Below are 24002 nucleotides of genomic sequence, written 5' to 3' on the forward strand. Positions count from 1 at the left end.
ACGTCGGACCGCCGTCACGGGTGTCCGACCGCCGCCACGGGCGTCCGCACGGCGCTTCACGGCGGACATACCGACGTCCCCCTCTCGTAACCCCCGTGGATCTACGCTGAGGTGGAACGTCACGCACACGGAGGGAGCGCACATGCCAACAGGCAACCCCGAGGGCAAGAAGCAGCCACCGGAGGAGCAGCGCCTCGGGCCGGTCCTCCGGCGGCGTGGCCAGGTCCAGGCAAGCACCACGGACCAGCGGTTGCTGGACGAGCGCGCTCCCACGGACTGGGTCCACACGGACCCCTGGCGCGTCCTGCGCATCCAGTCGGAGTTCATCGAGGGCTTCGGCACGCTCGCCGAACTCCCGCCTGCCATCAGCGTGTTCGGCTCCGCACGGACGGCGGTGGACTCGCCGGAGTACGACGCCGGGGTGCGCCTCGGCCGGGGCCTGGTCGAGGCGGGCTTCGCGGTGATCACGGGCGGCGGCCCGGGCGCGATGGAGGCGGCGAACAAGGGCGCGCTGGAGGCCGGCGGCGTCTCGGTGGGCCTGGGCATCGAACTGCCCTTCGAGCAGGGCCTGAACGCCTATGTCGACATCGGCCTCAACTTCCGCTACTTCTTCGTCCGCAAGATGATGTTCGTGAAGTACGCGGAGGGCTTCGTCGTCCTGCCCGGCGGCCTCGGCACCCTGGACGAGCTCTTCGAGGCCCTGACCCTCGTGCAGACCCAGAAGGTCACCCGCTTCCCGATCGTCCTCTTCGGCACCGCGTACTGGGGCGGACTGGTCGACTGGCTGCAGAACACCCTGATCGCCCAGGGCAAGGCGGCCCAGGCCGACCTCACCCTGTTCCACGTCACGGACGACGTGACGGAGGCGGTGGCCCTGATGTCGAAGGAGGCGGGCCGCTAGCGCGCCCGTACGGCGGGGCGCGGGGCACTGTGCGCCCGGCCCCACCGGCCCCGCCGGAGCGCTGTCGTCGGGAAAGCCCTACGCCAGCCCGCGCCGGGCCACCGCCGGCGGCCGGTGCCCCGCGATGGACGCCACCATGTCCAGCACCTGCCGCGTCTCGGCGACCTCGTGCACCCGGTACACCTGGGCCCCCAGCCACGCCGAGACAGCCGTCGTCGCCAGCGTCCCCACCAGTCGCTCCTTCACCGGCTTGTCCAGCGTCTCGCCCACGAAGTCCTTGTTGGACAGCGACACCAGCACCGGCCACCCGGTCGCGACCATCTCGCCCAGCCGCCGGGTCGCCTCCAGGCTGTGCCGCGTGTTCTTGCCGAAGTCGTGCCCGGGGTCGATGATCACCGACTCCCGGGGCACGCCGAGCGCCACCGCCCGCTCGGCCAGCCCCACGGTCACCCGGAGGATGTCGGCCATGACGTCGTCGTACGTCACCCGGTGCGGCCGTGTCCGCGGCTCCGCGCCGCCGGCGTGCGTGCAGACCAGGCCGGTGCCGTAGCGCGCCGCGACCTCGGCGAGCCGCGGGTCCACCCCGCCCCACGCGTCGTTCAGCAGGTCGGCACCCGCCTCGCACACGGCCTCGCCGACGTCGGCCCGCCAGGTGTCGACGCTGATGACCACGTCCGGGAACCGGCGCCGTACCTCGGCCACGAAGCCGACCGTCCGCCGGGCCTCCTCCTCGGCCGTCACCTCGTCGCCGGGCCCGGCCTTCACCCCGCCGATGTCGATGATCGCGGCCCCCTCGGCGACCGCCTGCTCCACGCGCGCGAGGGCCGGCTCGTCACGGAACGTCGACCCCTGGTCGTAGAAGGAGTCCGGGGTCCGGTTGACGATCGCCATGATCACCGGCTCGTGCGCGTCGAATGCGCGCCTGCCCAGCCTGAGCATCCCCTGTGACCTCTCCTCTTCTTCCGGGTCTTCCCGGTCTTCCCCGGTCTTCCCCGGTCCTGCCGGTCTTCCCCGGCCTTTCCCGGTCTTCGGCCGTCTGCGACCCTAACCGTCAGCCTCGCATGGCACGATCGGACCCTGACACTTACGACAGACTCCGTGGGGACCCCAGCGATGGTTATGTTCTTCTTCCTGGTCGTCGCGCTCGCCGTCGTGGTCGCCGCGGTGACCCTCGCGGTGGTGGGCGGCGGCGAGGGAACCGGACCGCTGCCCGAGGCGGCGCCCGAGCGGCTCCTGGATCCGCTGCCACCGGACCGCCCGGTGGACCGCGCGGACGTGGAGAGCCTCCGCTTCCCGATGACCGTCCGGGGCTACCGCATGGCGGACGTCGACGACGCGCTCGGCCGTCTCGGCGCCGAACTCGCCGAGCGCGACGCGCGGATCGCCGACCTGGAGTCCGCGCTGGCCGGTGCCCGCGCCGCCGCCCACGTCCACCTGACCAAGCCCGATCCGGAGGACCAGCGGTGACGGACGAGACCATGACGCCGGGTGCAGCGATCGCCGGCCCGGACGGCGCCCTGCGCTGCCCGTGGGCCCTGTCCACGGCGGATTACGTGGCCTACCACGACGAGGAGTGGGGCCGCCCGGTCCACGGCGACGACGCGCTCTACGAACGCCTCGCCCTGGAGGCCTTCCAGTCCGGCCTGTCCTGGATCACCATCCTGCGCCGCCGCGCCGGCTTCCGCTCCGCCTTCGCCGACTTCAAGATCGCGGCGGTGGCGGACTTCACCGACGCCGACCGCGAGCGGCTGCTCGCCGACCCGGGCATCATCCGCAACCGCGCCAAGATCGACGCGACGCTGGCCAACGCGCGCGTGATCGCCGACTGGTCCCCGGGCGAGCTGGACGCCCTCATCTGGTCCCACGCCCCGGACCCCGCCACCCGTCCGGTACCCAGGACCCTCTCCGACGTCCCGGCCGTCACCCCCGAGTCCACGGCCCTGTCGAAGGCCCTGAAGAAGCGCGGTCTGCGCTTCGTCGGCCCGACGACCGCGTACGCCCTGATGCAGGCGTGCGGCCTGGTCGACGACCACCTCGCGGACTGCGTGGCGCGTCGCCCCTGACCGGCCGGGTCAGGGGCGACGCGCCGCCTACGCCGCGGTCAGCGGCCCAGGTACTTCGGCTTCTCCTTGTCGACGAACGCCTGGACGGCGATCGCGTGGTCCTCGGACTGCCCTGCCCGGGTCTGGAGTTCGTCCTCCTTCTGGAGGGTCTCCTCCAGGGAGTGCGTCAGTCCGAAGGCCACCGCCTCCTTCAGTGCCGCGTACGCCACCGTCGGCCCCGCGGCCAGCGCCCGCGCCGTCCTCTCGGCCTCGGCCCGCAGGTCGGCGGCCGGCACGACCCGGTTCGCGATGCCCAGTTCGTGCGCCTCCTGGGCGGTGATGCGGCGCGGGAAGAGCAGCAGGTCGGTGGCGCGGGACGGCCCCACCACCCGAGACAGGGTCCACGAGATCCCCGAGTCCCCGGTGAGCGCGACGCCCGCGAACGAGGTGTTGAAGGACGCCGTGTCCGCCACGATCCGGTAGTCGGCGGCGAGCGCGAAGCCGAAGCCCGCCCCGGCGGCGACCCCGTTCACGGCGGCGACCACAGGCTTCCGCGCCCCCGCCAGCGCCCGCACGATCGGGTTGTAGTGCTCCCGCACGGTGCTCATGGTCTGCCCCGACCCGGACTCCCGGTCGGCGGCCAGCAGCCCGATGTGCTCCTTGAGGTCCTGGCCCACGCAGAACGCCCGGTCCCCGGCGGCGGTGAGCAGCACCGCCCGCACGGCGCCGTCGTCCGCCGCCTCCCGGGCCGCGTCCCGGAGGGCCACCTTGGCGGCGACGTTCAGCGCGTTCATCGCCTCGGGGCGGTTCAGCGTGATCGTCGCGAGCCCGTCGCTCACCTCGTAGAGCACGGTGTCGGCCATGGGACATCCCCTCCGGTGTCGCCTCGATGACGTACCACTCGGTACGTCATGGTCGGTCCTGGTCCGAGGACAGCATGACGGAGATCACCGGCCGGGTCGCGGACCTGGCATGTGACCTGCGTCAAAGAATTCCGGCGCGTCCGCGGCGGGCGCACGAAGGCGTGGGGGCGCAGTATCGCAGCCACATCGCCGAATTGAGTGGTTTTGCTCGCGCGCGTTGCCCAAGCGATGCCAACTGATGTTGGTCATCGGGTCCTGGGATGCGGGATAATGGCTTGGAAGCAATGTGTTCGATGCCGGTGTCGCGTGTCCTGTGCCGTTCTGGGGCAGGGATCGCGCGCGTGCCCTTTCGGTGGGCCGTCGGCTTTGACGATGAGCTGGGTTTCAGGAAGGGGAACGAGCATGGCGGCCATGAAGCCGCGGACGGGTGATGGCCCGCTCGAGGTGACCAAGGAGGGGCGGGGCATCGTCATGCGCGTTCCGCTCGAAGGCGGCGGTCGGCTCGTCGTCGAGTTGACCCCTGACGAGGCCGACGCGCTCGGCGACGCCCTCAAGAAGGTCGTCGGCTGACGCGGAAGCGGCCATACCCTTTCAGTAGCCCCGGCATCGTACGCGGTGTCGGGGTCGCTGTTTGTGCGGGGTCGCGCGACACGCGGGTGACGCGAGCGCTCAGCGTTTGACGGCGCACAGCAGTCCGTCGCCCACCGGCAGCAGGGAAGGCGTCAGGTCGGGGCTCTCGCGCACCGTGCGCAGCAGCTCCCGCAGCCGCACGACCTCCGTCGGCTGCGGTCCGGAGTCCACCGTCCGCCCGTGCGCGAAGACACCCTCGAAGGCGACGAGGCCTCCCGGGCGCAGCAGGCGCAACGATTCAGCGAGGTATTCGGGGAACTCCTGCCGGTCGCCGTCGCAGAACACGAGGTCGTATCCCGCGTCCGCGAGCCGGGGCAGCACGTCCAGGGCGCGGCCGGGGATGAAGCGGGCGCGGTTGCCGGCGAAGCCCGCGGCGCGGAACGCCTGGCGGGCGAACTGCTGGTGCTCCGGCTCGGGATCGACGGTGGTCAGCACCCCGTCCGGCCGCATGCCGTGCAACAGGTGGATCCCGGAGACCCCGGTGCCGGTGCCGATCTCCGCGACCGCCTTGGCGTCCACGGTGGCGGCCAGCAACCGCAGCGCGGCGCCCGCGCCGGGCGACACCGAGCGCAGCCCTGCCTCACGGGCCCGCTCACGGGCCCAGCGCAGCGCGTCGTCCTCGGCGACATAGGCGTCGGCGAACGCCCAGCTCGTCTGCCGGTTGCCGGTAATGACCCTCTCCTGTCCCCGTGGTTGCCTGGGCGTGACTGTATCCGTTGGGGCCGGGAACCCGCAGATGGGACCGGTCGTTTGATGGGGTGAGGATGCGACACGGGGCGCGAGGACGGCGTGGACGGGGGGTATGGGATGGATCGGGACACCGAGCAAGTGCTGACGCAGTCGCACCAGCCGTGCCAGCACGTGTCAAATTCTCGTAAAACTGCTTATCCGGAGCTAACGGGCGAGGTGGCTATGGTAGGGGCTCCACTGGACACCACCAGAGCCGACAGGGGAGGTGCGGCCGCGCCTGAGGATCGGGGAGGAGTGCTACGGCGCTTTCTCGGATCGGCGGGCAGGCCGAAATCCGTGACCAACACCGCTGCTGACGTGAGCCACATCGCCGAATCCACCCAGACCGCGACCTTCTCGACCGACGCGGACGGGCAGGCGTGGACTCCGCCCACCTGGGAGGAGATCGTCAGCACGCACAGCGGCCGTGTCTACCGCCTGGCCTACCGCCTCACCGGCAACCAGCACGACGCCGAGGATCTCACCCAGGAGGTCTTCGTCCGCGTCTTCCGCTCCCTGTCGACCTACACCCCGGGCACGTTCGAGGGCTGGCTGCACCGCATCACCACGAACCTCTTCCTGGACATGGTCCGCCGCAAGCAGCGCATCCGCTTCGACGCGCTCGGCGACGACGCGGCCGAGCGGCTGCCCAGCAAGGAGCCCACTCCGCAGCAGCTCTTCAACGACGCGCACTTCGACGCGGACGTCCAGCAGGCCCTGGACACCCTCGCGCCCGAGTTCCGTGCCGCCGTCGTCCTGTGCGACATCGAAGGACTGTCGTACGAGGAGATCGCCGCGACCCTGGGCGTCAAGCTCGGCACGGTGCGCTCCCGCATCCACCGCGGCCGTTCGCAGCTGCGCAAGGCCCTTGCGCACCGCTCGCCGCAGGCCCGGGCCGAGCGCCGCGGCTTCGTGGCCCCGGTCCCCGCGCTGGGGGGAGGGGGCGCGACCGCGTGAGTGGATCACGACCGAACCCCGCGGGGCGCCTCGCGGAACAGCATCTGGGAGACCGGCTCGCCGCCCTCGTGGACGGCGAGCTCGGTCACGACACGCGTGAGCGTGTCCTGGCGCACGTGGCCACCTGCCCGAAGTGCAAGGCGGAGGTCGACGCACAGCGCCGTTTGAAGAACGTCTTCGCCCAGGCGGCCCCACCGCCTCCCTCCGAGAGCTTCCTGGCCCGCCTCCAGGGCCTCCCGGGGGGTGGTACCGGCAGTGGCGGTGGTGGTTCGCCGCTGGGCGGCGGAGGGCTGCCCGGAGGGCTGTCCTCAGGCTCCGGGGTGTTCGGGGTGGAGCGCGGCGAGCAGTTCGAGTTCGGGTATGTGCCGGCCCGGCCGCATCCCGCCGTCCCCGCCGAGGATCGCGGCTTCCGGATCCACCCCGTCGGCCGTCCCGACAGCGAGCGGTCCGCCTTGAGAGGGCTGCGGTTCGCGTTCGTCGCCGCCGGGGCCGTGTCGCTGGCCGCGGTCGCCCTGGGCGGGGTGACCACCGGCTCGGCGGGTGACACCGCGGCGGAGGCGCGCGGCTCCGGGACCGGCAGCAACGTGACTCCGGCGCGCACGGCGGGTTCGGGCGCGGCGTCGGCCGCCGACACCGCGCGGCGCCGCCAGTCGGCCGCGCCGCAGTCGGGCCAGGGGCAGCGGTCGTCGGGCTCGGCGCAGGCGGCCTCGGCGCCGCCGGCCGCACCGCTGCTGCCGGGGGCCGTGCCTCCCGGCGGGCAGACGGAGAACGTGATGCACCCGCTGACCACCCCGGTGGTCGCCGGCGCGGCCGTCATGTCGCCGTTGATACGTCCGCTCACCGCGACCCCGCCGATCTCCCTGACCTCGTGGTCCGCCGACCCGGGACTCACGACCCCGGGCCTGCTCGCCACACCCTCTCCCACCGCTTCCTCCCGCACCGCGCACTGACCGGTCCCTGCGCCCCGGCCCGGGAACCTGGTTGAATCCAGAGTGGTCGCGCCCATGACACCGGTCGGGGCGCGGAGTCGACGACGCACGGCCACCGAACGACGAGCCGTGCCGCGACCCGCTGTGGGGAGAACATGAACGAGGGCAAGCCCACGAAGTCCGCCCGCCTGAAGTGGTGGAGCCGCGCAGTCCCTCCGGACGACCGGCCGGAGGGCACGTCCGATCCCGTCCCGGCCGTCGACGCGGCCGGGACGTCCGCCCAGGGTGCGGCAGCCGGTGGGCCGGTCGAGGAGCCGCAGGGCGCGGCCCCCGCACGCGCCGACGCACACGGTGACTACGAACTGGACCGCCCGTTCCAGGCCTCCGGCGCCGCCCCCGACACGGGCGACTTCGAACTCGCTCGGCCTCTCCCGGCGTCCACCGGGGCGGAGGACGCGCCGTCCGCCCTTGCCGCCGAATCGGACCACGCATCGGCGGCACCGGCAGCGTCGGCTGCGCCCGCCACGCTTGCCACACCTGCCGTGCCCGCGGCGCCCGGCGAGCCTGCTGCACCCGCTGCGGCACCCGCCGCACCTGCCAAGCCTGGGGTGCCCGGCGAGCTTGCCGCACCCGCTGCGCCTGCCGAGCCTGCCGTACCCGCCGCGCCGGTGACTCCCGCCGGGCCCGGGGCGTCCGCAGAGATGGGTGCCAGCCGGCCCCTGGAGGGGCCGTCCGGGGCCGTTGACGCCTCCGTCGGATCCGGCGAGCGGCCCAGGCCGTTGCACGATCCCGATCCCTACAGCACCCCTCCGTACGGCGAGCCCGGTCCCTGGGCTCCCGCCCCGCCCGTGCAGCACCCGGCGGTGACGCCCGCCCAGGGCACACCCGCCCTCTCCTCCGGCACCCCTGCACCCGCCCCCCACGGCTCGCCCGCCGCAGACGCCCAGCCGTATGGTTCGGCGCACCCGGCGCCCCAGCCGGCCGCCCCGGCTCCCACGCACCCCGCGCCCGGCCTCCCCTCGCAGCCGCAGGCCCCGGCCGCCGCACCGCAGGAGGCGCCGCCCGCGGACGCCATGCCGGCGGGCGTGCCGCAAGGAACCCCGCTCGGGGGCGACCCGTCGCACGGTGTGCCCGCCCAGGCAGTGGGTGACGGGCACGGCATGCCCGCCCCCGGCGCTGCCGAGACCCACCCCGGTGCCGGCCCCGCCGACCCCTGGGGGCGTTACGACCCCTGGGCCGGTGGCCAGGTCGCCGCGCCGTTGCAGCAGAGCGGGGTCGGCGTGCTCAGCGTCGAGCAGCGGCACCGGCGGGTCACACGGGCGCTGGTGAGCGGGGCCGTGGTGCTCGCGCTGGTGTCCGGAGCGCTCGGCGGGCTGGCCGGGGCGTACCTCGAGCGCAACGGCGGCGTGGGCACCGTGGAGCTGCCGCAGGCCGGGAAGGAGCCCGTCGGGCGCGCCCCGGACAGCGTCGCCGGGATCGCCGCGCGGGCCCTGCCCAGCGTGGTGACGCTGCATGTCAGCGGCTCCGGCGAGCAGGGCACCGGCACCGGGTTCGTGCTCGACCGCCTCGGCCACGTCCTCACCAACAACCACGTCGTGGAGAACGCCGCCTCCGGCGGCGACATATCGGTGACCTTCAGCGGCGGCCAGACCGCCAAGGCCAGGATCATCGGCCGGGACGCCGGATACGACCTCGCCGTGGTCCAGGTCCGCGGCGTGCGCGGACTGACCCCCATCCCGCTCGGCAACTCCGACAACGTGCAGGTGGGCGACCCGGTCGTGGCCATCGGCGCGCCGTTCGACCTGGCCAACACCGTCACCTCCGGCATCATCAGCGCCAAGGAGCGCCCCATCACGGCCGGCGGTGAGAAGGGCGACGGCAGCGACGTGTCCTACGTCGACGCCCTCCAGACCGACGCGCCGATCAACCCGGGCAACTCCGGCGGCCCCCTCCTCGACGCCCGCGGCCGGGTCGTCGGCATCAACTCCGCCATCCGCTCCGCGGACACCGGCTCCGACCTGCAGACCGGCCAGGCCGGTTCCATCGGCCTGGGCTTCGCCATCCCCGTCAACCAGGCCAGGCGCGTCGCCGAGGAACTGATCAACCACGGCAAGGCCAGCCACCCGGTGATCGGGGTGACCCTGGACATGAACTACCCCGGCGACGGAGCCAGGGTCGGCGCCAAGGGCCGGGACGGCGGACCGCCGGTCACCTCCGGCGGTCCCGGTGCCAAGGCGGGCATCAGGGCCGGAGACGTCATCACCGCGGTGGACGGGCAGCGCGTCCACTCGGGCGAGGAGTTGATCGTGAAGACACGCGCCCACCGCCCCGGCGACCGTCTGGAGCTGACCGTCGAACGCGACGGAAAGACACGGAAGGTTTCCCTGGTACTCGGGTCCTCGAACAGCAACTGACACAAAACGTGCGCAACAAGCCGGAAAACCCGTCGTGTACACGCAGTCCGACACCTCGGGGCGGTACCGGTGGGGCACGTTGGCCGGGTACCGTGGATCCGGCCCGGACCACGGACAGCCCCACACAGACCGGACCACCCGAGGGCCGAGGACCGAGGACATCGCAAGGAGCTTCAGGTGTTCAATGACATAGGACCGCTCGAGCTGCTGACGATCATCATCGTGGCCGTGCTCGTGTTCGGTCCCGAAAAGCTCCCGAAGGTCATCCAGGACGTGACACGCACGATCCGGAAGATCCGTGAGTTCTCGGAGAGCGCCAAGCAGGACATCCGCAGCGAACTCGGCCCGGAATTCAAGGACTTCGAGTTCGAGGACCTCAACCCCAAGACGTTCATCCGCAAGCAGCTGGACAACGACGACCTGGGGCTGCAGGAGATCCGCAACGGCTTCGACCTGAAGAAGGAGATGGCCGAGGTCACGGACGCGGTGAACGGCAACGAGTACGACTCCTCGGCGTCCTCCACGTCGTCTTCGGGCTCCGCGGGTTCTTCGGGTTCCTCGGGTTCGGCCGGCGGCCGGATCGACATGACCAAGAAGTCCGAGACCCCTGCTCAGGACGAGCGCCCGCCCTTCGACGCGGACGCCACCTGACCCGTCCCATGTGACGCGTCTCACGCCGCGCACGGCCCGTGCGCGGCGTGAAACGGCCGTACCCGCGACCCACGCGCCGAGAGGTTTCCCGGTTGCCCGAAGCGGGATGGATATGCTGCCGAGTCGTTGTGCGGACCGGACGAGTACGCCCGAAGGGGGGCGGGACACCCCGGTTCGACGAGAGCGAGGAGGCCACCGGGCACATGGAGACGACAAGTCGGGCAGGCGCGCAGGCGCCGGCCGCGGAGGGTGGACAACAGTCCCCCTTCGCCCGGCGCACGGCCGACGGTTACCTGCTGGCGCCCTTTCCCTGGTACGGCCTCGACGAGGCCTTCACGGGGCCGCGCTGGCTGATGCAGGTCGGCACTTCGGCCGACGGTTCCGTGGAACACGGTTCGACCGGGCACGGCGACGAGCCGTCCGTACGCAACGAGTCCGTGTCCGGATCGCCGGACGAGTCCAAGGAGAGGTTCGCGGTAGTCGTCACCGTCGCCGCCCAACCCGTACGGCGCCTCGCCGACGGCACGGGCCAGCTGGAGGCCACCTCGGTCTCCTCGGCGGCCTGGCTGGCCGCGGTGGGCCTGCTGTCCTTCACCTGGCCCGGGCAGGTGGACCACACCCTGCGGGACGACTGGCTGGAGCAGCAGACGGAGACCGCGTGGGAGCTGGCCGACGACCTGTCCGGCCCGGAGTGGTCCATGCTCTCCCTGCCCGTGGACGGCGTCCCGACGCCGTTCTACTACCGGGAGTCGGAGTTCGGCTGGGTACTCGCCGGTTCCACCTCCCAGGGCGTCCACGTGGGGGCGTACGGCAGGGGCATGAGCGCGTACGGGCTCGGCTTCGCCATGATCAAGGACATCAACGCGTACGCCTGACACCACGCGGCACACGGCGTACACGGCGGACACAGTACGAAGGGGCGCCGTCCTCGCGGGACGGCGCCCCTGTCGCCGTGCGGGCGGTACGGGCCGCCACGGCCCCCGTACGGCCTAGAACTTGTTCCTCGGGGTGATCCCCAGCGACAGACCCGCGAGGCCCCGCTGCCGGCCCGCGAGCTTGTCGGCGATCGCCCGCAGGGCCGAGCCCGCGGGGGAGTCCGGGTCGGTCAGGACGACCGGCTTGCCCTCGTCGCCGCCCTCGCGCAGGCGGACGTCGATCGGGATGGAGCCGAGCACCGGGACCGTGGCACCGGTGGTGCGGGTCAGGCCCTCGGCGACCGCCTGGCCGCCGCCCGTGCCGAAGACGTCGACCATCTCGTCGCAGTGCGGGCAGGGCAGGCCGGACATGTTCTCGACCACGCCGACGATCTTCTGGTGGGTCTGCACGGCGATGGAGCCCGCCCGCTCGGCCACCTCGGCCGCCGCCTGCTGAGGCGTCGTCACCACCAGGATCTCGGCGTTCGGCACCAGTTGGGCCACGGAGATCGCGATGTCGCCGGTGCCGGGCGGCAGGTCCAGGAGGAGGACGTCCAGGTCGCCCCAGTACACGTCCGCCAGGAACTGCTGGAGCGCGCGGTGCAGCATCGGTCCGCGCCAGACGACCGGCGCGTTGCCCGGGGTGAACATGCCGATGGAGATGACCTTCACGCCGTTCGCCGACGGCGGCATGATCATGTTCTCGACCTGGGTCGGGCGGCCGTCCGCGCCCAGCATCCGCGGCACGCTGTGGCCGTAGATGTCGGCGTCGACCACGCCCACCTTCAGACCGTCGGCCGCCAGCGCCGCCGCCAGGTTCACCGTCACCGAGGACTTGCCGACGCCGCCCTTGCCGGAGGCGACGGCGTAGACGCGGGTGAGGCTGCCGGGCTTGGCGAAGGGGACCTCGCGCTCGGCCTGGCCGCCGCGCAGTGCGGTCGTCAGTTCCCGGCGCTGCTCGTCGCTCATCACGTCGAGCGTGACGTCGACCCGGGTGACGCCCTCGACGCGGGAGACGGCGTCGGTCACCCGCTGGGTGATCGTCTCGCGCATCGGGCAGCCGGAGACCGTCAGGTAGACGGTGACCGCGACCGCTCCGTCCGCGCCGATCTCCACTGATTTGACCATGCCGAGCTCGGTGATGGGCCGGTGGATCTCGGGATCGTCAACCGTCGCCAGAGCTGCGCGCACCGCGTCTTCCGTAGCCATAAGGACGATGGTACGGCGCTCCGTGCGGGCCCCGGGACCCCGTCACCGGTCGTCCATGTCACGTGCGTGCGCGTGATCCGCCGGGAATACCCCGTGCCGGCGATGGCCGTCGACGGTCCGCTCCTCCAGCTCCTTGACCAGGTCCTGGAGCTCCGAGCGCATCCAGTCCCGGGTGGCCACCTCGCCCAGGCCCATGCGCAGCGCGGCGATCTCGCGCGTCAGGTACTCGGTGTCGGCGATCGACCGCTCGTTCTGCTTGCGGTCCTGTTCGAGGTTGACCCGGTCCCGGTCGTCCTGCCGGTTCTGCGCCAGCAGGATCAGCGGGGCGGCGTAGGAGGCCTGGAGGGACAGGGCCAGGGTCAGGAAGATGAACGGGTACTCGTCGAACCGCAGATGCCGGGGCGCGGCCACGTTCCACAGCACCCAGACGATGATCACCACCGTCATCCAGACGATGAACCGCCCGGTGCCCAGGAACCGCGCGATGCGCTCGGACAGCCGCCCGAAGGCTTCCGGGTCCCACTCCGGCAGCAGCCGGCGCCGGGGCGGGCGCGGCTGGTCCAGCCGGCCGGCCCGCGGCCGCCCGGCGGCGGTGGCCCCCACCGGCCGCTCGCGGATGACCTCTCGCTCAGCCGCCATGCGTCGCCGCCCCCTCGTCCAGGTCGTACTCCGTCTCCCGCCAGTCGTCCGGCAGCATGTGGTCCAGGACGTCGTCCACAGTGACCGCGCCGAGCAGCGAGCCGGACTCGTCGACGACGGGCGCCGCCACCATGTCGTAGGTCGCGAAGAACCCGGCGACGACCGGCAGCGTGGAGTCGGGCGCGAGGGGTTGCAGGTCGTCGTCGAGGATCGAGCCGACGAGGGTGTAGGGCGGGTCGCGCAGCAGCCGCTGGAAGTGCACCGTGCCCAGGTACTTCCCGGTCGGGGTCTCGTCGGGGGGGCGGCACACGTAGACCTGGGCGGCCAGCGCGGGGGAGCGGTCGCGGTTGCGGACGCGGGCCAGGGCGTCGGCGACGGTCGCGTCCGGGCGCAGCACGATCGGTTCGGTCGTCATCAGGCCGCCCGCGGTGTGCTCCTCGTACGACATCAGCCGGCGCATGTCCGCCGCGTCGGCGGGCTCCATCAGCCCCAGCAGCCGCTCCTGCTCCGCCTGCGGGAGCTCGGCGAGCAGGTCGGCGGCGTCGTCCGGGTCCATCGCCTCCAGCACGTCGGCCGCGCGCTCGCCCTTCAGCTTGCCGAGGATCTCGATCTGGTCGTCCTCCGGGAGCTCTTCGAGGACGTCGGCGAGCCGGTCGTCGTCCAGCGCGGCGGCGACCTCTGCTCGCCGCTTGGAGGACAGGTGGTGCAGCACGTTGGCCAGGTCGGCGGGGCGCAGCTGCTCGAAGGTGGCGAGCAGGCTCTCCGCGCCCTGCCCGTGCTCCTCCAGGGAGAAGCCGGTGACCGCGGACCACTCCACGGTCAGGGCCTCTCCCCGGTTGCGCCGGAACGCGCCGCCCTTCCTGCCCTTGCGGACGAAGACGCGGTCGACCTCCCAGTCCCGGCGCGCGGACAGCTGCCGCACCGACATGTCCAGGACCGTGACCTCCTCGCCGGTCTCCACGAGCGTCACCCGCCGGTCGAGCAGTTCGCCGAAGACGAGACGTTCGGTGGGGCGCTGCTCGAAGCGCCGGACGTTGAGCACGCCCGTGGTGATGACCTGGCCCGACTCGATGCCGGTCACCCGGGTCATGGGCAGGAAGATGCGGCGCCGGGTGGCGAGTTCGACGACCAGCCCGAGCAGACGGGGCGGCCGACGCCCGACGCGCAGCATGACGACCAGATCGCGGACGCGGCCCACCTGGTCGCCCGTCGGGTCGAAGACGGCGACTCCGGAGAGATGCGAGACGAAGATCCGGGGGGCGCCCGCTGCCATGGCTGCGCCTCCTTTGCACGGCTGTGTGGTGCGTGTGTTGCGTGTCTTGTGTGCCGGGCTTCTTTTCCCAATTGCCCGCTCAAGTGCGCTTCAGGCTAGCCCGTCCACCTCGGATACGCCCTGGTGAGGGTCCGGACGAGCCGGGTCCGCCGGGCGCCCTCGGCCCCGGTACGCTGCCGTACGCCGCTCAGGACACCCGTCAGAAAGGCAGCTCCACCTGTGACCGTGATTCCCCAGGGCCGTACCCGCCGGGCCACGCTGACGAGCGTGCTGTGTGCTCTGGTCGTTGCGGGCGCGGGTCTGACGGGGTGTTCCGGGGACGATCCGGACGCGGGCACCAACGGGGTGGGCAGACTCCCGGCCGACAAGATCCAGGCCAGGACGAAGGCGGCGGCCGCCACCGCGGACACCGTGCACCTGTCCGGGAACGTGGTCAGCAACGGCCGTACGTACCGGCTCGACATGCGTCTGAAGGACGACGGCGGCTCCGGTTCGGTCACCTCGGAGGGGGTGACCTTCGGGCTGCTGCGGGTCGGGGAGCAGCTGTATGTGAAGGCGGACGCCGAGTTCTGGGGCAAGGTCGACGGCAGCGGCAAGGCCACCGGGGCCGCCGACAAGCTGGACGGCAAGTACGTGAAGGTGCCGCAGGGCGATCCCGCGTACAAGCGGTTCAGCGGCTTCACGGACAAGGACCTGCTCCTCGACGGGCTGCTGACCCTGCACGGCGCGCTGGCGACCGACGGGCACCACGCGCAGGCGGGCGTCCGCACGATCCGCATCACCGGCGGCCAGGGCTCCGGCGGCACCCTGGACGTCTCCCTGGAGGGCACCCCCTACCCGCTGCGCCTGGTGCGCGCGGGCGACGCGGGGACGCTGAGTTTCTCGGACTGGGGCAAGGACTTCGCCGTGGCCCAGCCGAAGAAGGACGAGACGGTCGACTACGGCAAACAGCTGCCGACGTCCTGACCTCCGTGCCCCTCCCCGGTTTTTTGGAGGGGGCTACTTCCGGCGCCGTCTCTTCACCAGCAGCCGCGGCAGCCCGTCCGGGACCGGCCGGCGGGTCGTCGCCGGGGTCGGCAGCGGTGCCTCGGCCAGCGAGCCCTCCGGCAGCGGCGCGGTCGTCCCCGTGGGCTCCAGGCGCAGCACCCGGCACTCGCGGGCCCAGCGCGCCGTCATGGCCTCGCCGTCGGGCGCGTTGAGCCGCTTCCCCTTCAGTTCGGCCACGACCTCCTGCCACCGCGGGGTGTCCGGCGCGATCTCCACGACCCGCGCGGCCCAGGTGACCAGGCGGCCGCCCTTGTCCTTGCTGCGCACCGTCACCTCGGCGGCGGCCCCGTCGGCCAGTCCGGGCAGCGGCTGCTCGCCGGGCCCGTCGCCCACCACGCACGCGGCGCCCTCGTGCCAGACGTGCCACAGGGCACGGGCCGGGACGCCGGGGCCCTTGACCCAGATGAGGCCGGACTTCTTCGTGGCCTCCTCGACGAGGGCCTGGTCGAGCAGCTCGGTGTTCATGGCAGAAGAGTAACGAGCCCGCTCACAGCCAGCCGTTGCGCTTGAGCGTGCGGTGGATGCCCAGGCAGATCGCGGCCGTGACCGCCACGATCAGCGGGTAGCCGTACTTCAGGTGCAGCTCGGGCATGTACTTGAAGTTCATGCCGTACACCCCGCAGACCATCGTCGGTACGGCGATGATCGCGGCCCAGGCCGTGATCTTCCGCATGTCCTCGTTCTGGGCGACGGACGCCTGCGCCAGGTTGGCCTGGAGGATGGAGTTGAGCAGCTCGTCGAAGCCGATGACCTGCTCCTGCACACGGGCCACGTGGTCGGCCACGTCCCGGAAGTACTTCTGGATGTCCGGGTCGATCAGCCGCATCGGACGCTCGCTCAGCAGTTGCATGGGCCGCAGCAGCGGCGACACCGCCCGCTTGAACGCCAGTACCTCGCGCTTGAGTTGGTAGATCCGGCCGGCGTCGGTGCCGCGCGGGGTGCCGCCCCGGCCCGGCGAGAACACCTCCGTCTCGACCTCGTCGACGTCTTCCTGCAACGCGTCCGCGACCGCCATGTACCCGTCGACGACGTGGTCGGCGATGGCGTGCAGCACCGCGGAGGGGCCCTTGGCCAGCAGTTCGGGGTCGTCCTGCAGCCGGTGCCGCAGCGCGCGCAGCGAGCCCTGCCCGCCGTGCCGGACGGTGATGAAGAAGTCCCGGCCGGTGAAGCACATCACCTCGCCGGTCTCCACGATCTCGCTGTTGGCGGTCAGCTCGTCGTGGTCCACGTAGTGGATGGTCTTGAAGACCGTGAAGAGCGTGTCGTCGTAGCGCTCCAGCTTGGGCCGCTGATGGGCCGTGACCGCGTCCTCCACGGCCAGCGGATGCAGCCCGAACTCCCCGGCGATACCGGCGAACTCGGCCTCGTTCGGCTCGTGCAGGCCGATCCACACGAAGCCCCCGTCGCGCCGCACCTGGCGCATCGCCTCCTGCGGGGTGAGCGGCCGGTCGGTCGGGACACGGGAGCCGTCGCGGTAGACGGCGCAGTCCACGATGGCCGAGGGCGTGGCCGGGTCGCGCGTGGTGTCGTACGCGCCGTCGTCCTGGCGCGCGGCCGTGCGGGAGGGGCGGACCACGGAACGCAGGTCGCGGATCATCGACATGGCGGGGCTCCTTCGCAGTGAGCGACGAGGGCCGCCGACGGCGGTTGGAACTGCCCGGAATGAGGACGTGGTGGGCTCAAGGATGTTTGGCACGTCCACAAAGCGGGGAGCACCGCACCGTCGCGGTGGCGAGCTTCGTCACTGTTCAGATCAGACAGATCAAACGAAACGAAGTGCTCTTCCGTATGACGTGCACGAGGGCACGAACGCGAGAGGTGGCGGCCGACCGGAGTCAGAGCGACGACATCAGCGGCGGGAAGAGCGGGTGCTACTGCACGGTCGACTTCGATCCATGACAGCCCCACCTCCTCCGGCCGGTCCCTCGTAAGGGAGTCCCATCGGCGTCAGGGCCGGATCGAGACCTCCCAGGGCTGAACACCTGGGGGGCATCCCGCTGTGCGCTGCCCCGGACGACCGGCCAAGAGTATCAGCAGCCCGGTGTGTCAAGGTGCCGCTTTGCCTGCCGCTGACGAGTTCTATGCTCGCCGCATGGCTGATGTTCTTCCTCTGGTAGAGGCCCGGTTGTGTTCCGCGCTGGGTGAACCGGACGCCCGCGCCGTGGTCACCTTCCTCGGCACGGACCGGCTCGAGGTCCTGCGCTTCCACGAGGGGGACATAGTCCGGTACGCCACACTCGGCATGTCCGCGCGGCCCATGTCCGACCCCACCGCGCTGCTCGCCGACCCGGTCAAGGGGCCGCGCGCGGAGCTGGTCCTCTCCGTCCGCGCCGGACTCGCCGACACCGACAAGGTGCTCCGCCCGCTCGCCGTGCTGGGAGCGTCTCCGCAGGTCGAGGGCGTGGTCGTGGCGCCGGGTGCCTCGCTCGACGTGGGCGAGCCGCTGTGGCCCGGCGCGTCCTTCACCTCGGTCCTGGTGGCCGAGCCGGGCGGCCTGGTGGAGGACCTGGAACTCGACGGGCCGCTGGACCCCGTACGGTTCCTGCCGCTGCTGCCGATGACGCCGAACGAGGCCGCCTGGAAGCGGGTGCACGGCGCGCAGGCCCTGCGCGAGCGCTGGCTGAGCCACGGGACGGACCTGCGGGACCCCGTCCGCGCTTCCGTCCCGCTGGAGTGAGCAAGCTCACCAACAGACCGCCGGTCGGCGTCAGTTGGCGAAGACCGTGACGCTGTCCTCGGTGGCGTGCCGCGGCTGGAGCTCCTCCGCCTTGCGGTCGAGGGCTCGGCGTCGGACGGCGACCACCACCGCGCCCGCCGCCGCGGTTGCTCCCGCGACCACGAACGGCACGTGGATGTCCGTCCACTCCGCGATCTTCGGCGCGAAGAAGGGCGCGGCGGCGGCCGCGAACCAGCGCACGAAGTTGTAGCCCGCGCTCGCCACCGGACGGGGGGCGTCCGACACTCCGAGGGCCAGCTCGGTGTAGACGGTGTTGTTCACGCCGATGAAGGCGCCGGACAGGATGGTGCAGACGACGGCGGTGGTGTGGTCGCCGTAGCCGAGGACGACCACGTCGGCGGCCAGCAGCACCAGCGAGCCGCCGAGCACCTTCAGCGAACCGAACCGCGCCTGCATGCGCGGCGCCACCACCACCGAGAACAGCGCGAGCAGCACACCCCAGGCGAAGAACACCGCACCCGACTTGTACGGGGTCATGTTCAGCACGAACGGCGTGAAGGCCAGCACGGTGAAGAACGTGTAGTTGTAGAAGAACGCCGAGACCGCCGCAGAGGCCAGGCCGCCGTGGCCGAGCGCCTTGACCGGGTCCAGCAGGGAGGTCTTGCGGGCCGGCTTCGGCTGCTCCTTCAGGAACGCCGTGATGCACAGGAAGCCGACCGCCATCAGGAACGCGGTGCCGAAGAACGGATAGCGCCAGCTGGCGTTGCCGAGCAGTGCGCCGAGCAGCGGGCCGCAGGCCATGCCGAGGCCGAGCGCCGACTCGTAGAGCAGGATCGCTGCCGCGCTGCCGCCCGCCGCCGCGCCGACGATCACCGCGAGGGCGGTGGAGACGAAGAGCGCGTTGCCGAGGCCCCAGCCGGCCCGGAAGCCGACGAGCTCGGCGACGGAGCCCGAGGTGCCGGCGAGTCCGGCGAAGACCACCACGAGGGCGAGGCCGAGCAGCAGGGTCTTGCGGCCGCCGATGCGGCTGGAGACGAAGCCGGTCACCAGCATCGCGAAGGCGGTGATCAGGAAGTACGAGGTGAAGAGCAGGGAGACCTGGCTCGTGGTGGCGTTCAGGCCCTTGGCGATGGAGGGCAGGATCGGGTCGACGAGCCCGATGCCCATGAAGGCGACGACGGACGCGCCGGCCGTCGCCCAGACCGCCCTGGGCTGCCGCAGGATGCCTCCCGCGCCCGCGTCGAACGGGTCGTCGTCCTCCGCGGGACCTCCTGTGCTGCTGTGCATGCTGCTCCCTCCGATCGTTGCTGTTTACACATAATAAGTTAGCCACCCTAATTGATGCGACATGCATCTAGTTGGTCGTGGCCGGGTGTCCGGGCCGGACGGGTGATCGTCCTTGACGTGGCGCTGCCGGGGTAGGACCGTGGGGCCCTATGAGGGGCGAACCCAGTTGCCCGAAGTGCGGTGGCCGGGTCAGGGCTCCCGGACTCTTCAGCGATTCCTGGCAGTGCGACGTGCACGGGACCGTGTATCCGTTGCAACCCGTGATCCCGCCCAGCGTCGAGGCCCTCGGTGCCGTGGTGCGGCGCACCCAGGTGCCCGTGTGGATGCCGTGGCCCCTGCCGGTCGGCTGGCTGTTCACCGGCGTGGTCTACGCCGGGGACGACCGCAGCGGCGGCCGGGCCACGGCCGTGGCCTGTTCCGGACCCGGTCCGCTCGGCGGCATGGGGGAACTCATCCTGGTCGCCGAGGAACTCGGCGTCGGCCTCGGCGCGCGCTACGCCGGCATCGACGGCCCGGACCCCGGCACCTACCTGGACGTGGAGAAGCCGCCCGACGCCAAGGTCCTGACCGGCGGCCGCCCCACCCCGCTGTGGCACGTGTCCGGCGCCCCGGACGACCGTGCGGTCTTCGCGGGCGAGGCGCTCGGGCTGTGGCTGTGGGCGGTGGTGTGGCCCGAGCAGTCCGGGCTGCTGATGTACGACGAGCTGGTACTGGCCGACCTGCGGGACGCGGGCGCCGAACTCGAACTGGTCCCGTGTGGGGCGCTGTCGCCGCGACTGCTCCATCCGTAGGGGCCGCCGCGAGCCGCAGGAATGCGCGAGTCGTAGGGGGCGCATCGCTCTCGCGGGTGTGACACGGCACCCCCGGGCGCCCGTTATCCTGGGGTGTCCCCTTCCGTCCCGTCAGAGCCTGGAGTCCGTGTCGTGCGCATCGATCTGCACACCCACTCCAACGCGTCCGACGGCACGGACACCCCTGCCGAGCTGGTGCGCAACGCCGCCGCCGCGGGTCTGGACGTCGTCGCGCTGACCGACCACGACACCACCCGCGGGTACGCCGAGGCGATCGCCGCGCTCCCCGAGGGGCTCACCCTCGTCACCGGTGCCGAGCTCTCCTGCCGTGTCGACGGCATCAGCATGCACCTGCTGGCCTACCTCTTCGACCCCGCGGAGCCCGCGCTGCTCGCCGAGCGCGAGCTGGTCCGCGACGACCGGGTGCCGCGGGCCAAGGCCATGATCGCCAAGCTGAACGCGCTGGGCGTGCCGGTCACCTGGGAGCAGGTCGCGCGGATCGCCGGCGACGGCTCGGTCGGGCGGCCGCACGTCGCCTCGGCGCTGGTCGAGCTCGGCGTCGTACCCACCGTGAGCGACGCCTTCACCCGGGACTGGCTGGCCGACGGCGGCCGCGCCTGGGTCGAGAAGCACGAGACGGACCCCTTCGAGGCGATCCGGCTGGTCAAGGACGCGGGCGGGGTGTGTGTCTTCGCCCACCCGGCGGCGGCCAAGCGGGGCCGTACGGTGCCGGAGCCCCGTATCGCCGAGATGGCCGCGGCCGGGCTGGACGGCCTCGAGGTCGACCATATGGACCACGACCCCGACGCCCGTGCGCGGCTGCGCGGGCTGGCCGGCGAACTGGGCCTGCTCGCGACCGGCTCCAGCGACTACCACGGCAGCCGCAAGACCGTCTCGCTCGGTGAGTTCACGACGCATCCCGACGTGTACGGGGAGATCACGCGGCGGGCCACCGGCGCGTTCCCGGTCCCGGGCGCCGGCGGGGTCTGAGGCCCGCCTCCCCCGCCCTCACGTCACTCCTCTCTTCCTCAAGGCCTCTCACCGATGTTCGACGCTGCCGTTTTCGGTTCCCTGTTCCTCACCCTTTTCGTCATCATGGATCCCCCCGGGATCACCCCGATCTTCCTCGCGCTGACCGCCGGACGACCGGCCAAGACGCAGAAGCGTATGGCCTTCCAGGCCGTCTGCGTGGCCGGCGGGGTCATCGCCGTCTTCGGCGTGCTCGGCAACCAGATCCTGGGCTACCTGCACGTGTCCGTCCCGGCGCTGATGATCGCCGGCGGACTGCTCCTGCTGCTGATCGCGCTCGACCTGCTCACCGGCAAGACGGACGAACCCAAGCAGACCAAGGACGTCAACGTCGCGCTCGTCCCGCTCGGCATGCCACTCCTCGCCGGTCCCGGCGCGATCGTGTCCGTGATCCTCGCCGTGGAGAAGGCCGACAGCGTGGCCGGCCAGGTCTCGGTGTGGTCGGCGATCCTCGCGATCCACGTGGTGCTGTGGCTGGTCATGCGCTACTCGCTGCTGATCATCCGGGTCATCAAGGACGGCGGTGTGGTCCTGGTGACACGGCTGGCGGGCATGATGCTCTCCGCGATCGCGGTGCAGCAGATCATCAACGGGGTCACGCAGGTGATCCAGGGCACCTGAGCGTGTACATGCGCGAAGCCCCCGTACGGCAGCCGTACGGGGGCTTCGAAGCTTCTGCGGTGGTCCGCATCTGTTACGAGGCCGGGGTCTCGGCCTCTGTCACGAGGCCGTGGTATCGGCCGGGCGGATCCACAGCCGCTGCCCGACAGCGGCGGCCTGCTGAACGATCCGGTTGACGGAGGCGGCGTCCACGACGGTGCAGTCCACGGGCGTGCCGTCGACCTCGTCGAGTCGCATGATTTCGAAGCGCATTGCCTCTCCCTTCGTCTGGTCATCCTCCTGAGGAGAACTACTGGCTTCACCCGGGTACAACGACCTGCACGACGCAAACATTCCCTACGCTAAGGAAATTTTTCGAATGTCTAATCAGTGACCGGTAAGGCAGCTTCAATTGACCGATCGGGACCGGTTGTGTTCGCAGCGTGACCGCCGGGACAATGGAAGGCGATGAACGATGACCTTGCGGCGCTGTCCACCCGCATCGACCGCACGAACGAGTTGCTGGAACGCATGCTCGCCGAGGTGGCGAAGACGCCCTCGACCCATGCGATCTTCGTCGACGCCGGGTACCTCTACGCGGCGGCGGGGCGGCTGGTGGCCGGGACGGAGGACCGCCGCGCCTTCGACCTGGACGCCGAGGGGCTGATCGACGCGCTCATCGACCGGGCCCGCACCATCTTCGCCGACAGCCGGCTGCTGCGCGTCTACTGGTACGACGGCGCCCGGCGTCGCATCCACACTGCCGAGCAGCAGTCGATCGCCGAACTGCCGGACGTCAAGGTCCGACTGGGCAACCTCAACGCCAACAACCAGCAGAAGGGCGTGGACTCCCTCATCCGCACGGACCTGGAGTCACTGGCCCGCCACCGCGCCATCAGCGACGCCGCGCTGCTCGGCGGCGACGAGGACCTGGTGTCGGCGGTGGAGGCCGCCCAGGGCTACGGCGCCCGGGTGCATCTGTGGGGCATCGAGGCCCCCGACGCCCGCAACCAGGCCGAGCCGCTGCTCTGGGAGGTCGACAGCCAGCGCACCCTCGACCTCGAGTTCTTCAAGCCGTACGTCTCCCGGCGCACCGCCCCCGCGTACGACCCCGCCCAGACGGCCCGCCCGACCCGCGAGAACGTCCGCTTCGTGGGCGCGCAGATCGCCGCCAAGTGGCTCGCGGAGCGCGGCCGCGAAACCCTGGCGGAACTGCTCCCCGGGCATCCGTATCTGCCGGGGTCGGTGGACCAGGACCTGCTGGTCGAGGCCGAGGGCATTCTCCAGTACTCCCTGCGCGGCCAGGCGGACCTGCGGCGCGCGCTGCGGGACGGCTTCTGGGAGCACCTTCAGACGCAGTTCTAGCCGGCCGTCCGGTCCTCCGGCGGTTCGATGGCGGTGTCCCAGAAGCCGGCGAGGGCGCGGGCGGTGGCGAGCGGCTGGTCGCAATTGGGGGAGTGCTCGGCCCCCTCGACGACCGTGCGCCGGGCGCCCAGCCGCCGGGCCATGTCGTCCAGGAGGGGCACCGGCCAGGTGTCGTCCCGCGCGCCCGAGAGCACGTGGAACGGCAGCGGCAGGGTGGCGAGTTCGGCGACGCGGTCCGGCTCGGTGCACAACTGGAGACCGGTTGCAAGGAGTTGGGCGGCCTTGTGGCCCAGCCAGCGGCGGCGCAGGTCCGCGCGGTCGTCGAGGCCCGCGTCGAGTCCGGCGCCGGTGTCGGTCTCCTCGGGCGGTTCCATCGCCTGGATGACCCCCCACACCTCGGCCATCGACATCACGCCGAGCGCGTCCCGCAGCAGTTTCACGCGCTGCTGCTGGGAGGCGGAGATCTGCGCCGGGCCGGAGGCCATCAGGGTGAGCGACACGAAGGGGGAGTGGTCGAGGAGCACGGTCGCGCGTGCGATCTGCCCGCCCAGCGAATGCCCGAGCAGATGCAGCGGCGTGCCGAGCGCCTCCGCCTGCGCGAGGACGTCCCGGGCGAGTTCCCTCTGGGCGTACGCGGAGCCGTCGTCCACCGGCCCGTCCGACTCGAACTGCCCGCGGCCGTCCACGGCCACCGTGCGGTACCCGCGCGCCGCGAGCGGCTCGTGCAGCGGGTTGAAGTCCTCCTTGCTCCCGGTGAACCCCGGCAGCAGCAGCGCGGTGCCCCGCGGCTCGGCACCGGTCGAGACGGGCGCGTCGACCACGGCGAACTCGCCGCGCGCGGTGCGCAGCCGGTAGGCGCGCGCTCCGGGCGGCGGAACGAACGTAGGAGGCCTGCTCATGCGCCGAGGCTATCGGGCACTGCGCCCTCGGGGGCGTGGGGACGGCAGTTCGGGTGAACCGGTCGGCGGTCGGGGTGGACCGGCCGGGTCCCGCCGCGTACGCCGGCGGCCCGGTCCCACACGGAGTGGGCCGGGCCGCCGGGTAGTACGGGCGCC

The 24002-nt window shown here is 71.9% G+C and carries 27 protein-coding genes; 16 read left to right on the plus strand and 11 right to left on the minus strand.

Going from position 1 to position 24002, the window contains the following annotated elements; all coding sequences use genetic code 11:
* The first annotated feature begins 142 nt into the window (after positions 1-142).
* The gene (locus ACIQFZ_RS01975) at positions 143-901 is read left to right on the plus strand and encodes a TIGR00730 family Rossman fold protein (protein ID WP_361426326.1); all 759 of its coding nucleotides are present in this window, start codon (positions 143-145) and stop codon (positions 899-901) included.
* A 78-nt stretch (positions 902-979) separates the two neighbouring features.
* Here ACIQFZ_RS01975 and folP read toward each other — a convergent pair whose 3' ends face one another.
* Positions 980-1840 (minus strand): dihydropteroate synthase, encoded by an 861-nt coding sequence (gene folP, locus ACIQFZ_RS01980; RefSeq protein ID WP_365774112.1) that lies wholly within the window; start codon positions 1838-1840, stop codon positions 980-982.
* Between the two features lie 174 nt (positions 1841-2014).
* Here folP and ACIQFZ_RS01985 point away from each other — a divergent pair, with 174 nt between their 5' ends.
* Positions 2015-2368, plus strand: a complete 354-nt coding sequence (locus ACIQFZ_RS01985; RefSeq protein WP_365433811.1) for a DivIVA domain-containing protein — start codon at positions 2015-2017, stop codon at positions 2366-2368.
* A gap of 11 nt (positions 2369-2379) precedes the next feature.
* Complete coding sequence (locus tag ACIQFZ_RS01990; RefSeq protein WP_365774128.1) at positions 2380-2964, plus strand: DNA-3-methyladenine glycosylase I; 585 nt, start codon at positions 2380-2382, stop codon at positions 2962-2964.
* Positions 2965-3002: 38 nt separating this feature from the next.
* Here ACIQFZ_RS01990 and ACIQFZ_RS01995 read toward each other — a convergent pair whose 3' ends face one another.
* Positions 3003-3806, minus strand: coding sequence for an enoyl-CoA hydratase-related protein (locus tag ACIQFZ_RS01995; RefSeq protein ID WP_365434913.1), 804 nt, complete (start codon positions 3804-3806; stop codon positions 3003-3005).
* A gap of 74 nt (positions 3807-3880) precedes the next feature.
* On the opposite strand from ACIQFZ_RS01995, the gene ACIQFZ_RS02000 reads away from it, so the two are divergent.
* Together ACIQFZ_RS02000 and ACIQFZ_RS02005 are read left to right on the plus strand one after the other, a co-directional pair.
* Positions 3881-4045: a hypothetical protein gene (locus ACIQFZ_RS02000; protein WP_365434916.1), complete on the plus strand. Its 165-nt coding sequence runs from the start codon at positions 3881-3883 to the stop codon at positions 4043-4045.
* A 163-nt stretch (positions 4046-4208) separates the two neighbouring features.
* Positions 4209-4376 carry a DUF3117 domain-containing protein gene (locus ACIQFZ_RS02005; RefSeq protein WP_003966491.1) on the plus strand — a complete coding sequence of 56 codons (168 nt, stop codon included), beginning with the start codon at positions 4209-4211 and terminating at the stop codon, positions 4374-4376.
* Positions 4377-4475: 99 nt separating this feature from the next.
* Here ACIQFZ_RS02005 and ACIQFZ_RS02010 read toward each other — a convergent pair whose 3' ends face one another.
* Positions 4476-5174 carry an O-methyltransferase gene (locus ACIQFZ_RS02010; protein WP_365434922.1) on the minus strand — a complete coding sequence of 233 codons (699 nt, stop codon included), beginning with the start codon at positions 5172-5174 and terminating at the stop codon, positions 4476-4478.
* A 246-nt stretch (positions 5175-5420) separates the two neighbouring features.
* On the opposite strand from ACIQFZ_RS02010, the gene sigE reads away from it, so the two are divergent.
* The 5 genes from sigE (at position 5421) to ACIQFZ_RS02035 (ending at position 10991) form a co-directional block, all read left to right on the plus strand.
* Positions 5421-6122 (plus strand): RNA polymerase sigma factor SigE, encoded by a 702-nt coding sequence (gene sigE, locus ACIQFZ_RS02015; RefSeq protein ID WP_383056997.1) that lies wholly within the window; start codon positions 5421-5423, stop codon positions 6120-6122.
* Positions 6119-7072 (plus strand): zf-HC2 domain-containing protein, encoded by a 954-nt coding sequence (locus ACIQFZ_RS02020; RefSeq protein WP_365434919.1) that lies wholly within the window; start codon positions 6119-6121, stop codon positions 7070-7072. The genes sigE and ACIQFZ_RS02020 overlap by 4 nt, the downstream gene beginning before the upstream one ends.
* A gap of 341 nt (positions 7073-7413) precedes the next feature.
* On the plus strand, positions 7414-9465 hold the full coding sequence (locus tag ACIQFZ_RS02025; protein WP_402690457.1) for a trypsin-like peptidase domain-containing protein: 2052 nt from the start codon (positions 7414-7416) through the stop codon (positions 9463-9465).
* Positions 9466-9642: 177 nt separating this feature from the next.
* Positions 9643-10116, plus strand: coding sequence for a sec-independent translocase (locus ACIQFZ_RS02030; RefSeq protein ID WP_365773892.1), 474 nt, complete (start codon positions 9643-9645; stop codon positions 10114-10116).
* A 203-nt stretch (positions 10117-10319) separates the two neighbouring features.
* Positions 10320-10991, plus strand: coding sequence for a hypothetical protein (locus tag ACIQFZ_RS02035; RefSeq protein ID WP_365424507.1), 672 nt, complete (start codon positions 10320-10322; stop codon positions 10989-10991).
* Positions 10992-11105: 114 nt separating this feature from the next.
* Here ACIQFZ_RS02035 and ACIQFZ_RS02040 read toward each other — a convergent pair whose 3' ends face one another.
* From ACIQFZ_RS02040 to ACIQFZ_RS02050, 3 genes are read right to left on the minus strand one after another with little or no spacing between them, the layout of a single operon-like run.
* Positions 11106-12239: an Mrp/NBP35 family ATP-binding protein gene (locus ACIQFZ_RS02040; protein WP_365424509.1), complete on the minus strand. Its 1134-nt coding sequence runs from the start codon at positions 12237-12239 to the stop codon at positions 11106-11108.
* A gap of 42 nt (positions 12240-12281) precedes the next feature.
* Complete coding sequence (locus ACIQFZ_RS02045; protein WP_365424511.1) at positions 12282-12878, minus strand: DUF1003 domain-containing protein; 597 nt, start codon at positions 12876-12878, stop codon at positions 12282-12284.
* On the minus strand, positions 12868-14151 hold the full coding sequence (locus ACIQFZ_RS02050) for a magnesium transporter MgtE N-terminal domain-containing protein (protein ID WP_365773894.1): 1284 nt from the start codon (positions 14149-14151) through the stop codon (positions 12868-12870). Before ACIQFZ_RS02050 ends, ACIQFZ_RS02045 begins: the two co-directional genes overlap by 11 nt.
* Positions 14152-14370: 219 nt before the next feature.
* Here ACIQFZ_RS02050 and ACIQFZ_RS02055 point away from each other — a divergent pair, with 219 nt between their 5' ends.
* The gene (locus tag ACIQFZ_RS02055; protein ID WP_365424514.1) at positions 14371-15117 is read left to right on the plus strand and encodes a hypothetical protein; all 747 of its coding nucleotides are present in this window, start codon (positions 14371-14373) and stop codon (positions 15115-15117) included.
* Positions 15118-15150: 33 nt separating this feature from the next.
* On the opposite strand, the gene ACIQFZ_RS02060 is transcribed toward ACIQFZ_RS02055, so the two are convergent.
* Positions 15151-15663, minus strand: a complete 513-nt coding sequence (locus ACIQFZ_RS02060; RefSeq protein WP_365424516.1) for a hypothetical protein — start codon at positions 15661-15663, stop codon at positions 15151-15153.
* A 22-nt stretch (positions 15664-15685) separates the two neighbouring features.
* On the minus strand, positions 15686-16801 hold the full coding sequence (locus ACIQFZ_RS02065) for a magnesium and cobalt transport protein CorA (protein WP_141358662.1): 1116 nt from the start codon (positions 16799-16801) through the stop codon (positions 15686-15688).
* Positions 16802-17290: 489 nt separating this feature from the next.
* Between ACIQFZ_RS02065 and ACIQFZ_RS02070 the strand changes: the two genes are divergently transcribed.
* Positions 17291-17875: a suppressor of fused domain protein gene (locus ACIQFZ_RS02070; protein WP_402690398.1), complete on the plus strand. Its 585-nt coding sequence runs from the start codon at positions 17291-17293 to the stop codon at positions 17873-17875.
* A 30-nt stretch (positions 17876-17905) separates the two neighbouring features.
* Here ACIQFZ_RS02070 and ACIQFZ_RS02075 read toward each other — a convergent pair whose 3' ends face one another.
* Complete coding sequence (locus ACIQFZ_RS02075; RefSeq protein ID WP_402690399.1) at positions 17906-19162, minus strand: MFS transporter; 1257 nt, start codon at positions 19160-19162, stop codon at positions 17906-17908.
* Positions 19163-19311: 149 nt separating this feature from the next.
* On the opposite strand from ACIQFZ_RS02075, the gene ACIQFZ_RS02080 reads away from it, so the two are divergent.
* The 3 genes from ACIQFZ_RS02080 to ACIQFZ_RS02090 all read left to right on the plus strand — a co-directional run bounded on the left by ACIQFZ_RS02080 (position 19312) and on the right by ACIQFZ_RS02090 (position 21603).
* Positions 19312-19953 (plus strand): DUF6758 family protein, encoded by a 642-nt coding sequence (locus ACIQFZ_RS02080; protein ID WP_402690400.1) that lies wholly within the window; start codon positions 19312-19314, stop codon positions 19951-19953.
* A 132-nt stretch (positions 19954-20085) separates the two neighbouring features.
* Positions 20086-20943: a PHP domain-containing protein gene (locus tag ACIQFZ_RS02085; RefSeq protein WP_365424522.1), complete on the plus strand. Its 858-nt coding sequence runs from the start codon at positions 20086-20088 to the stop codon at positions 20941-20943.
* Positions 20944-20997: 54 nt separating this feature from the next.
* The gene (locus tag ACIQFZ_RS02090) at positions 20998-21603 is read left to right on the plus strand and encodes a MarC family protein (RefSeq protein ID WP_365424524.1); all 606 of its coding nucleotides are present in this window, start codon (positions 20998-21000) and stop codon (positions 21601-21603) included.
* Between the two features lie 99 nt (positions 21604-21702).
* Here ACIQFZ_RS02090 and ACIQFZ_RS02095 read toward each other — a convergent pair whose 3' ends face one another.
* Positions 21703-21855: a hypothetical protein gene (locus ACIQFZ_RS02095; protein WP_365424526.1), complete on the minus strand. Its 153-nt coding sequence runs from the start codon at positions 21853-21855 to the stop codon at positions 21703-21705.
* Between the two features lie 195 nt (positions 21856-22050).
* Here ACIQFZ_RS02095 and ACIQFZ_RS02100 point away from each other — a divergent pair, with 195 nt between their 5' ends.
* Positions 22051-22947 (plus strand): NYN domain-containing protein, encoded by an 897-nt coding sequence (locus ACIQFZ_RS02100; protein WP_402690401.1) that lies wholly within the window; start codon positions 22051-22053, stop codon positions 22945-22947.
* Here the strand turns inward: ACIQFZ_RS02100 and ACIQFZ_RS02105 are convergent.
* The gene (locus tag ACIQFZ_RS02105) at positions 22944-23846 is read right to left on the minus strand and encodes an alpha/beta hydrolase (protein WP_365424530.1); all 903 of its coding nucleotides are present in this window, start codon (positions 23844-23846) and stop codon (positions 22944-22946) included. The two genes, ACIQFZ_RS02100 and ACIQFZ_RS02105, sit on opposite strands and share 4 nt — an antisense overlap.
* Between the last annotated feature and the right edge of the window lie 156 nt (positions 23847-24002).

The organism is Streptomyces sp. NPDC093064, from assembly GCF_044754605.1.
GTDB lineage: Bacteria > Actinomycetota > Actinomycetes > Streptomycetales > Streptomycetaceae > Streptomyces.

Bases quoted from the DNA above. Each gene is read 5' to 3' on its own strand.
- ACIQFZ_RS02040 (WP_365424509.1), bottom strand. From the start codon at position 12,239: ATGGCTACGGAAGACGCGGTGCGCGCAGCTCTGGCGACGGTTGACGAT.
- ACIQFZ_RS02070 (WP_402690398.1), top strand. From the start codon at position 17,291: ATGGCTGATGTTCTTCCTCTGGTAGAGGCCCGGTTGTGTTCCGCGCTG.
- ACIQFZ_RS02065 (WP_141358662.1), bottom strand. From the start codon at position 16,801: ATGTCGATGATCCGCGACCTGCGTTCCGTGGTCCGCCCCTCCCGCACG.
- ACIQFZ_RS02100 (WP_402690401.1), top strand. From the start codon at position 22,051: ATGAACGATGACCTTGCGGCGCTGTCCACCCGCATCGACCGCACGAAC.
- ACIQFZ_RS02105 (WP_365424530.1), bottom strand. From the start codon at position 23,846: ATGAGCAGGCCTCCTACGTTCGTTCCGCCGCCCGGAGCGCGCGCCTAC.
- ACIQFZ_RS02045 (WP_365424511.1), bottom strand. From the start codon at position 12,878: ATGGCGGCTGAGCGAGAGGTCATCCGCGAGCGGCCGGTGGGGGCCACC.
- ACIQFZ_RS01995 (WP_365434913.1), bottom strand. From the start codon at position 3,806: ATGGCCGACACCGTGCTCTACGAGGTGAGCGACGGGCTCGCGACGATC.
- ACIQFZ_RS02080 (WP_402690400.1), top strand. From the start codon at position 19,312: ATGAGGGGCGAACCCAGTTGCCCGAAGTGCGGTGGCCGGGTCAGGGCT.
- ACIQFZ_RS01975 (WP_361426326.1), top strand. From the start codon at position 143: ATGCCAACAGGCAACCCCGAGGGCAAGAAGCAGCCACCGGAGGAGCAG.
- ACIQFZ_RS02000 (WP_365434916.1), top strand. From the start codon at position 3,881: ATGACGGAGATCACCGGCCGGGTCGCGGACCTGGCATGTGACCTGCGT.
- ACIQFZ_RS02035 (WP_365424507.1), top strand. From the start codon at position 10,320: ATGGAGACGACAAGTCGGGCAGGCGCGCAGGCGCCGGCCGCGGAGGGT.
- folP (WP_365774112.1), bottom strand. From the start codon at position 1,840: ATGCTCAGGCTGGGCAGGCGCGCATTCGACGCGCACGAGCCGGTGATC.
- ACIQFZ_RS02095 (WP_365424526.1), bottom strand. From the start codon at position 21,855: ATGCGCTTCGAAATCATGCGACTCGACGAGGTCGACGGCACGCCCGTG.
- ACIQFZ_RS01990 (WP_365774128.1), top strand. From the start codon at position 2,380: ATGACGCCGGGTGCAGCGATCGCCGGCCCGGACGGCGCCCTGCGCTGC.
- ACIQFZ_RS02050 (WP_365773894.1), bottom strand. From the start codon at position 14,151: ATGGCAGCGGGCGCCCCCCGGATCTTCGTCTCGCATCTCTCCGGAGTC.
- ACIQFZ_RS02075 (WP_402690399.1), bottom strand. From the start codon at position 19,162: ATGCACAGCAGCACAGGAGGTCCCGCGGAGGACGACGACCCGTTCGAC.
- ACIQFZ_RS01985 (WP_365433811.1), top strand. From the start codon at position 2,015: ATGGTTATGTTCTTCTTCCTGGTCGTCGCGCTCGCCGTCGTGGTCGCC.
- ACIQFZ_RS02090 (WP_365424524.1), top strand. From the start codon at position 20,998: ATGTTCGACGCTGCCGTTTTCGGTTCCCTGTTCCTCACCCTTTTCGTC.
- ACIQFZ_RS02005 (WP_003966491.1), top strand. From the start codon at position 4,209: ATGGCGGCCATGAAGCCGCGGACGGGTGATGGCCCGCTCGAGGTGACC.
- ACIQFZ_RS02060 (WP_365424516.1), bottom strand. From the start codon at position 15,663: ATGAACACCGAGCTGCTCGACCAGGCCCTCGTCGAGGAGGCCACGAAG.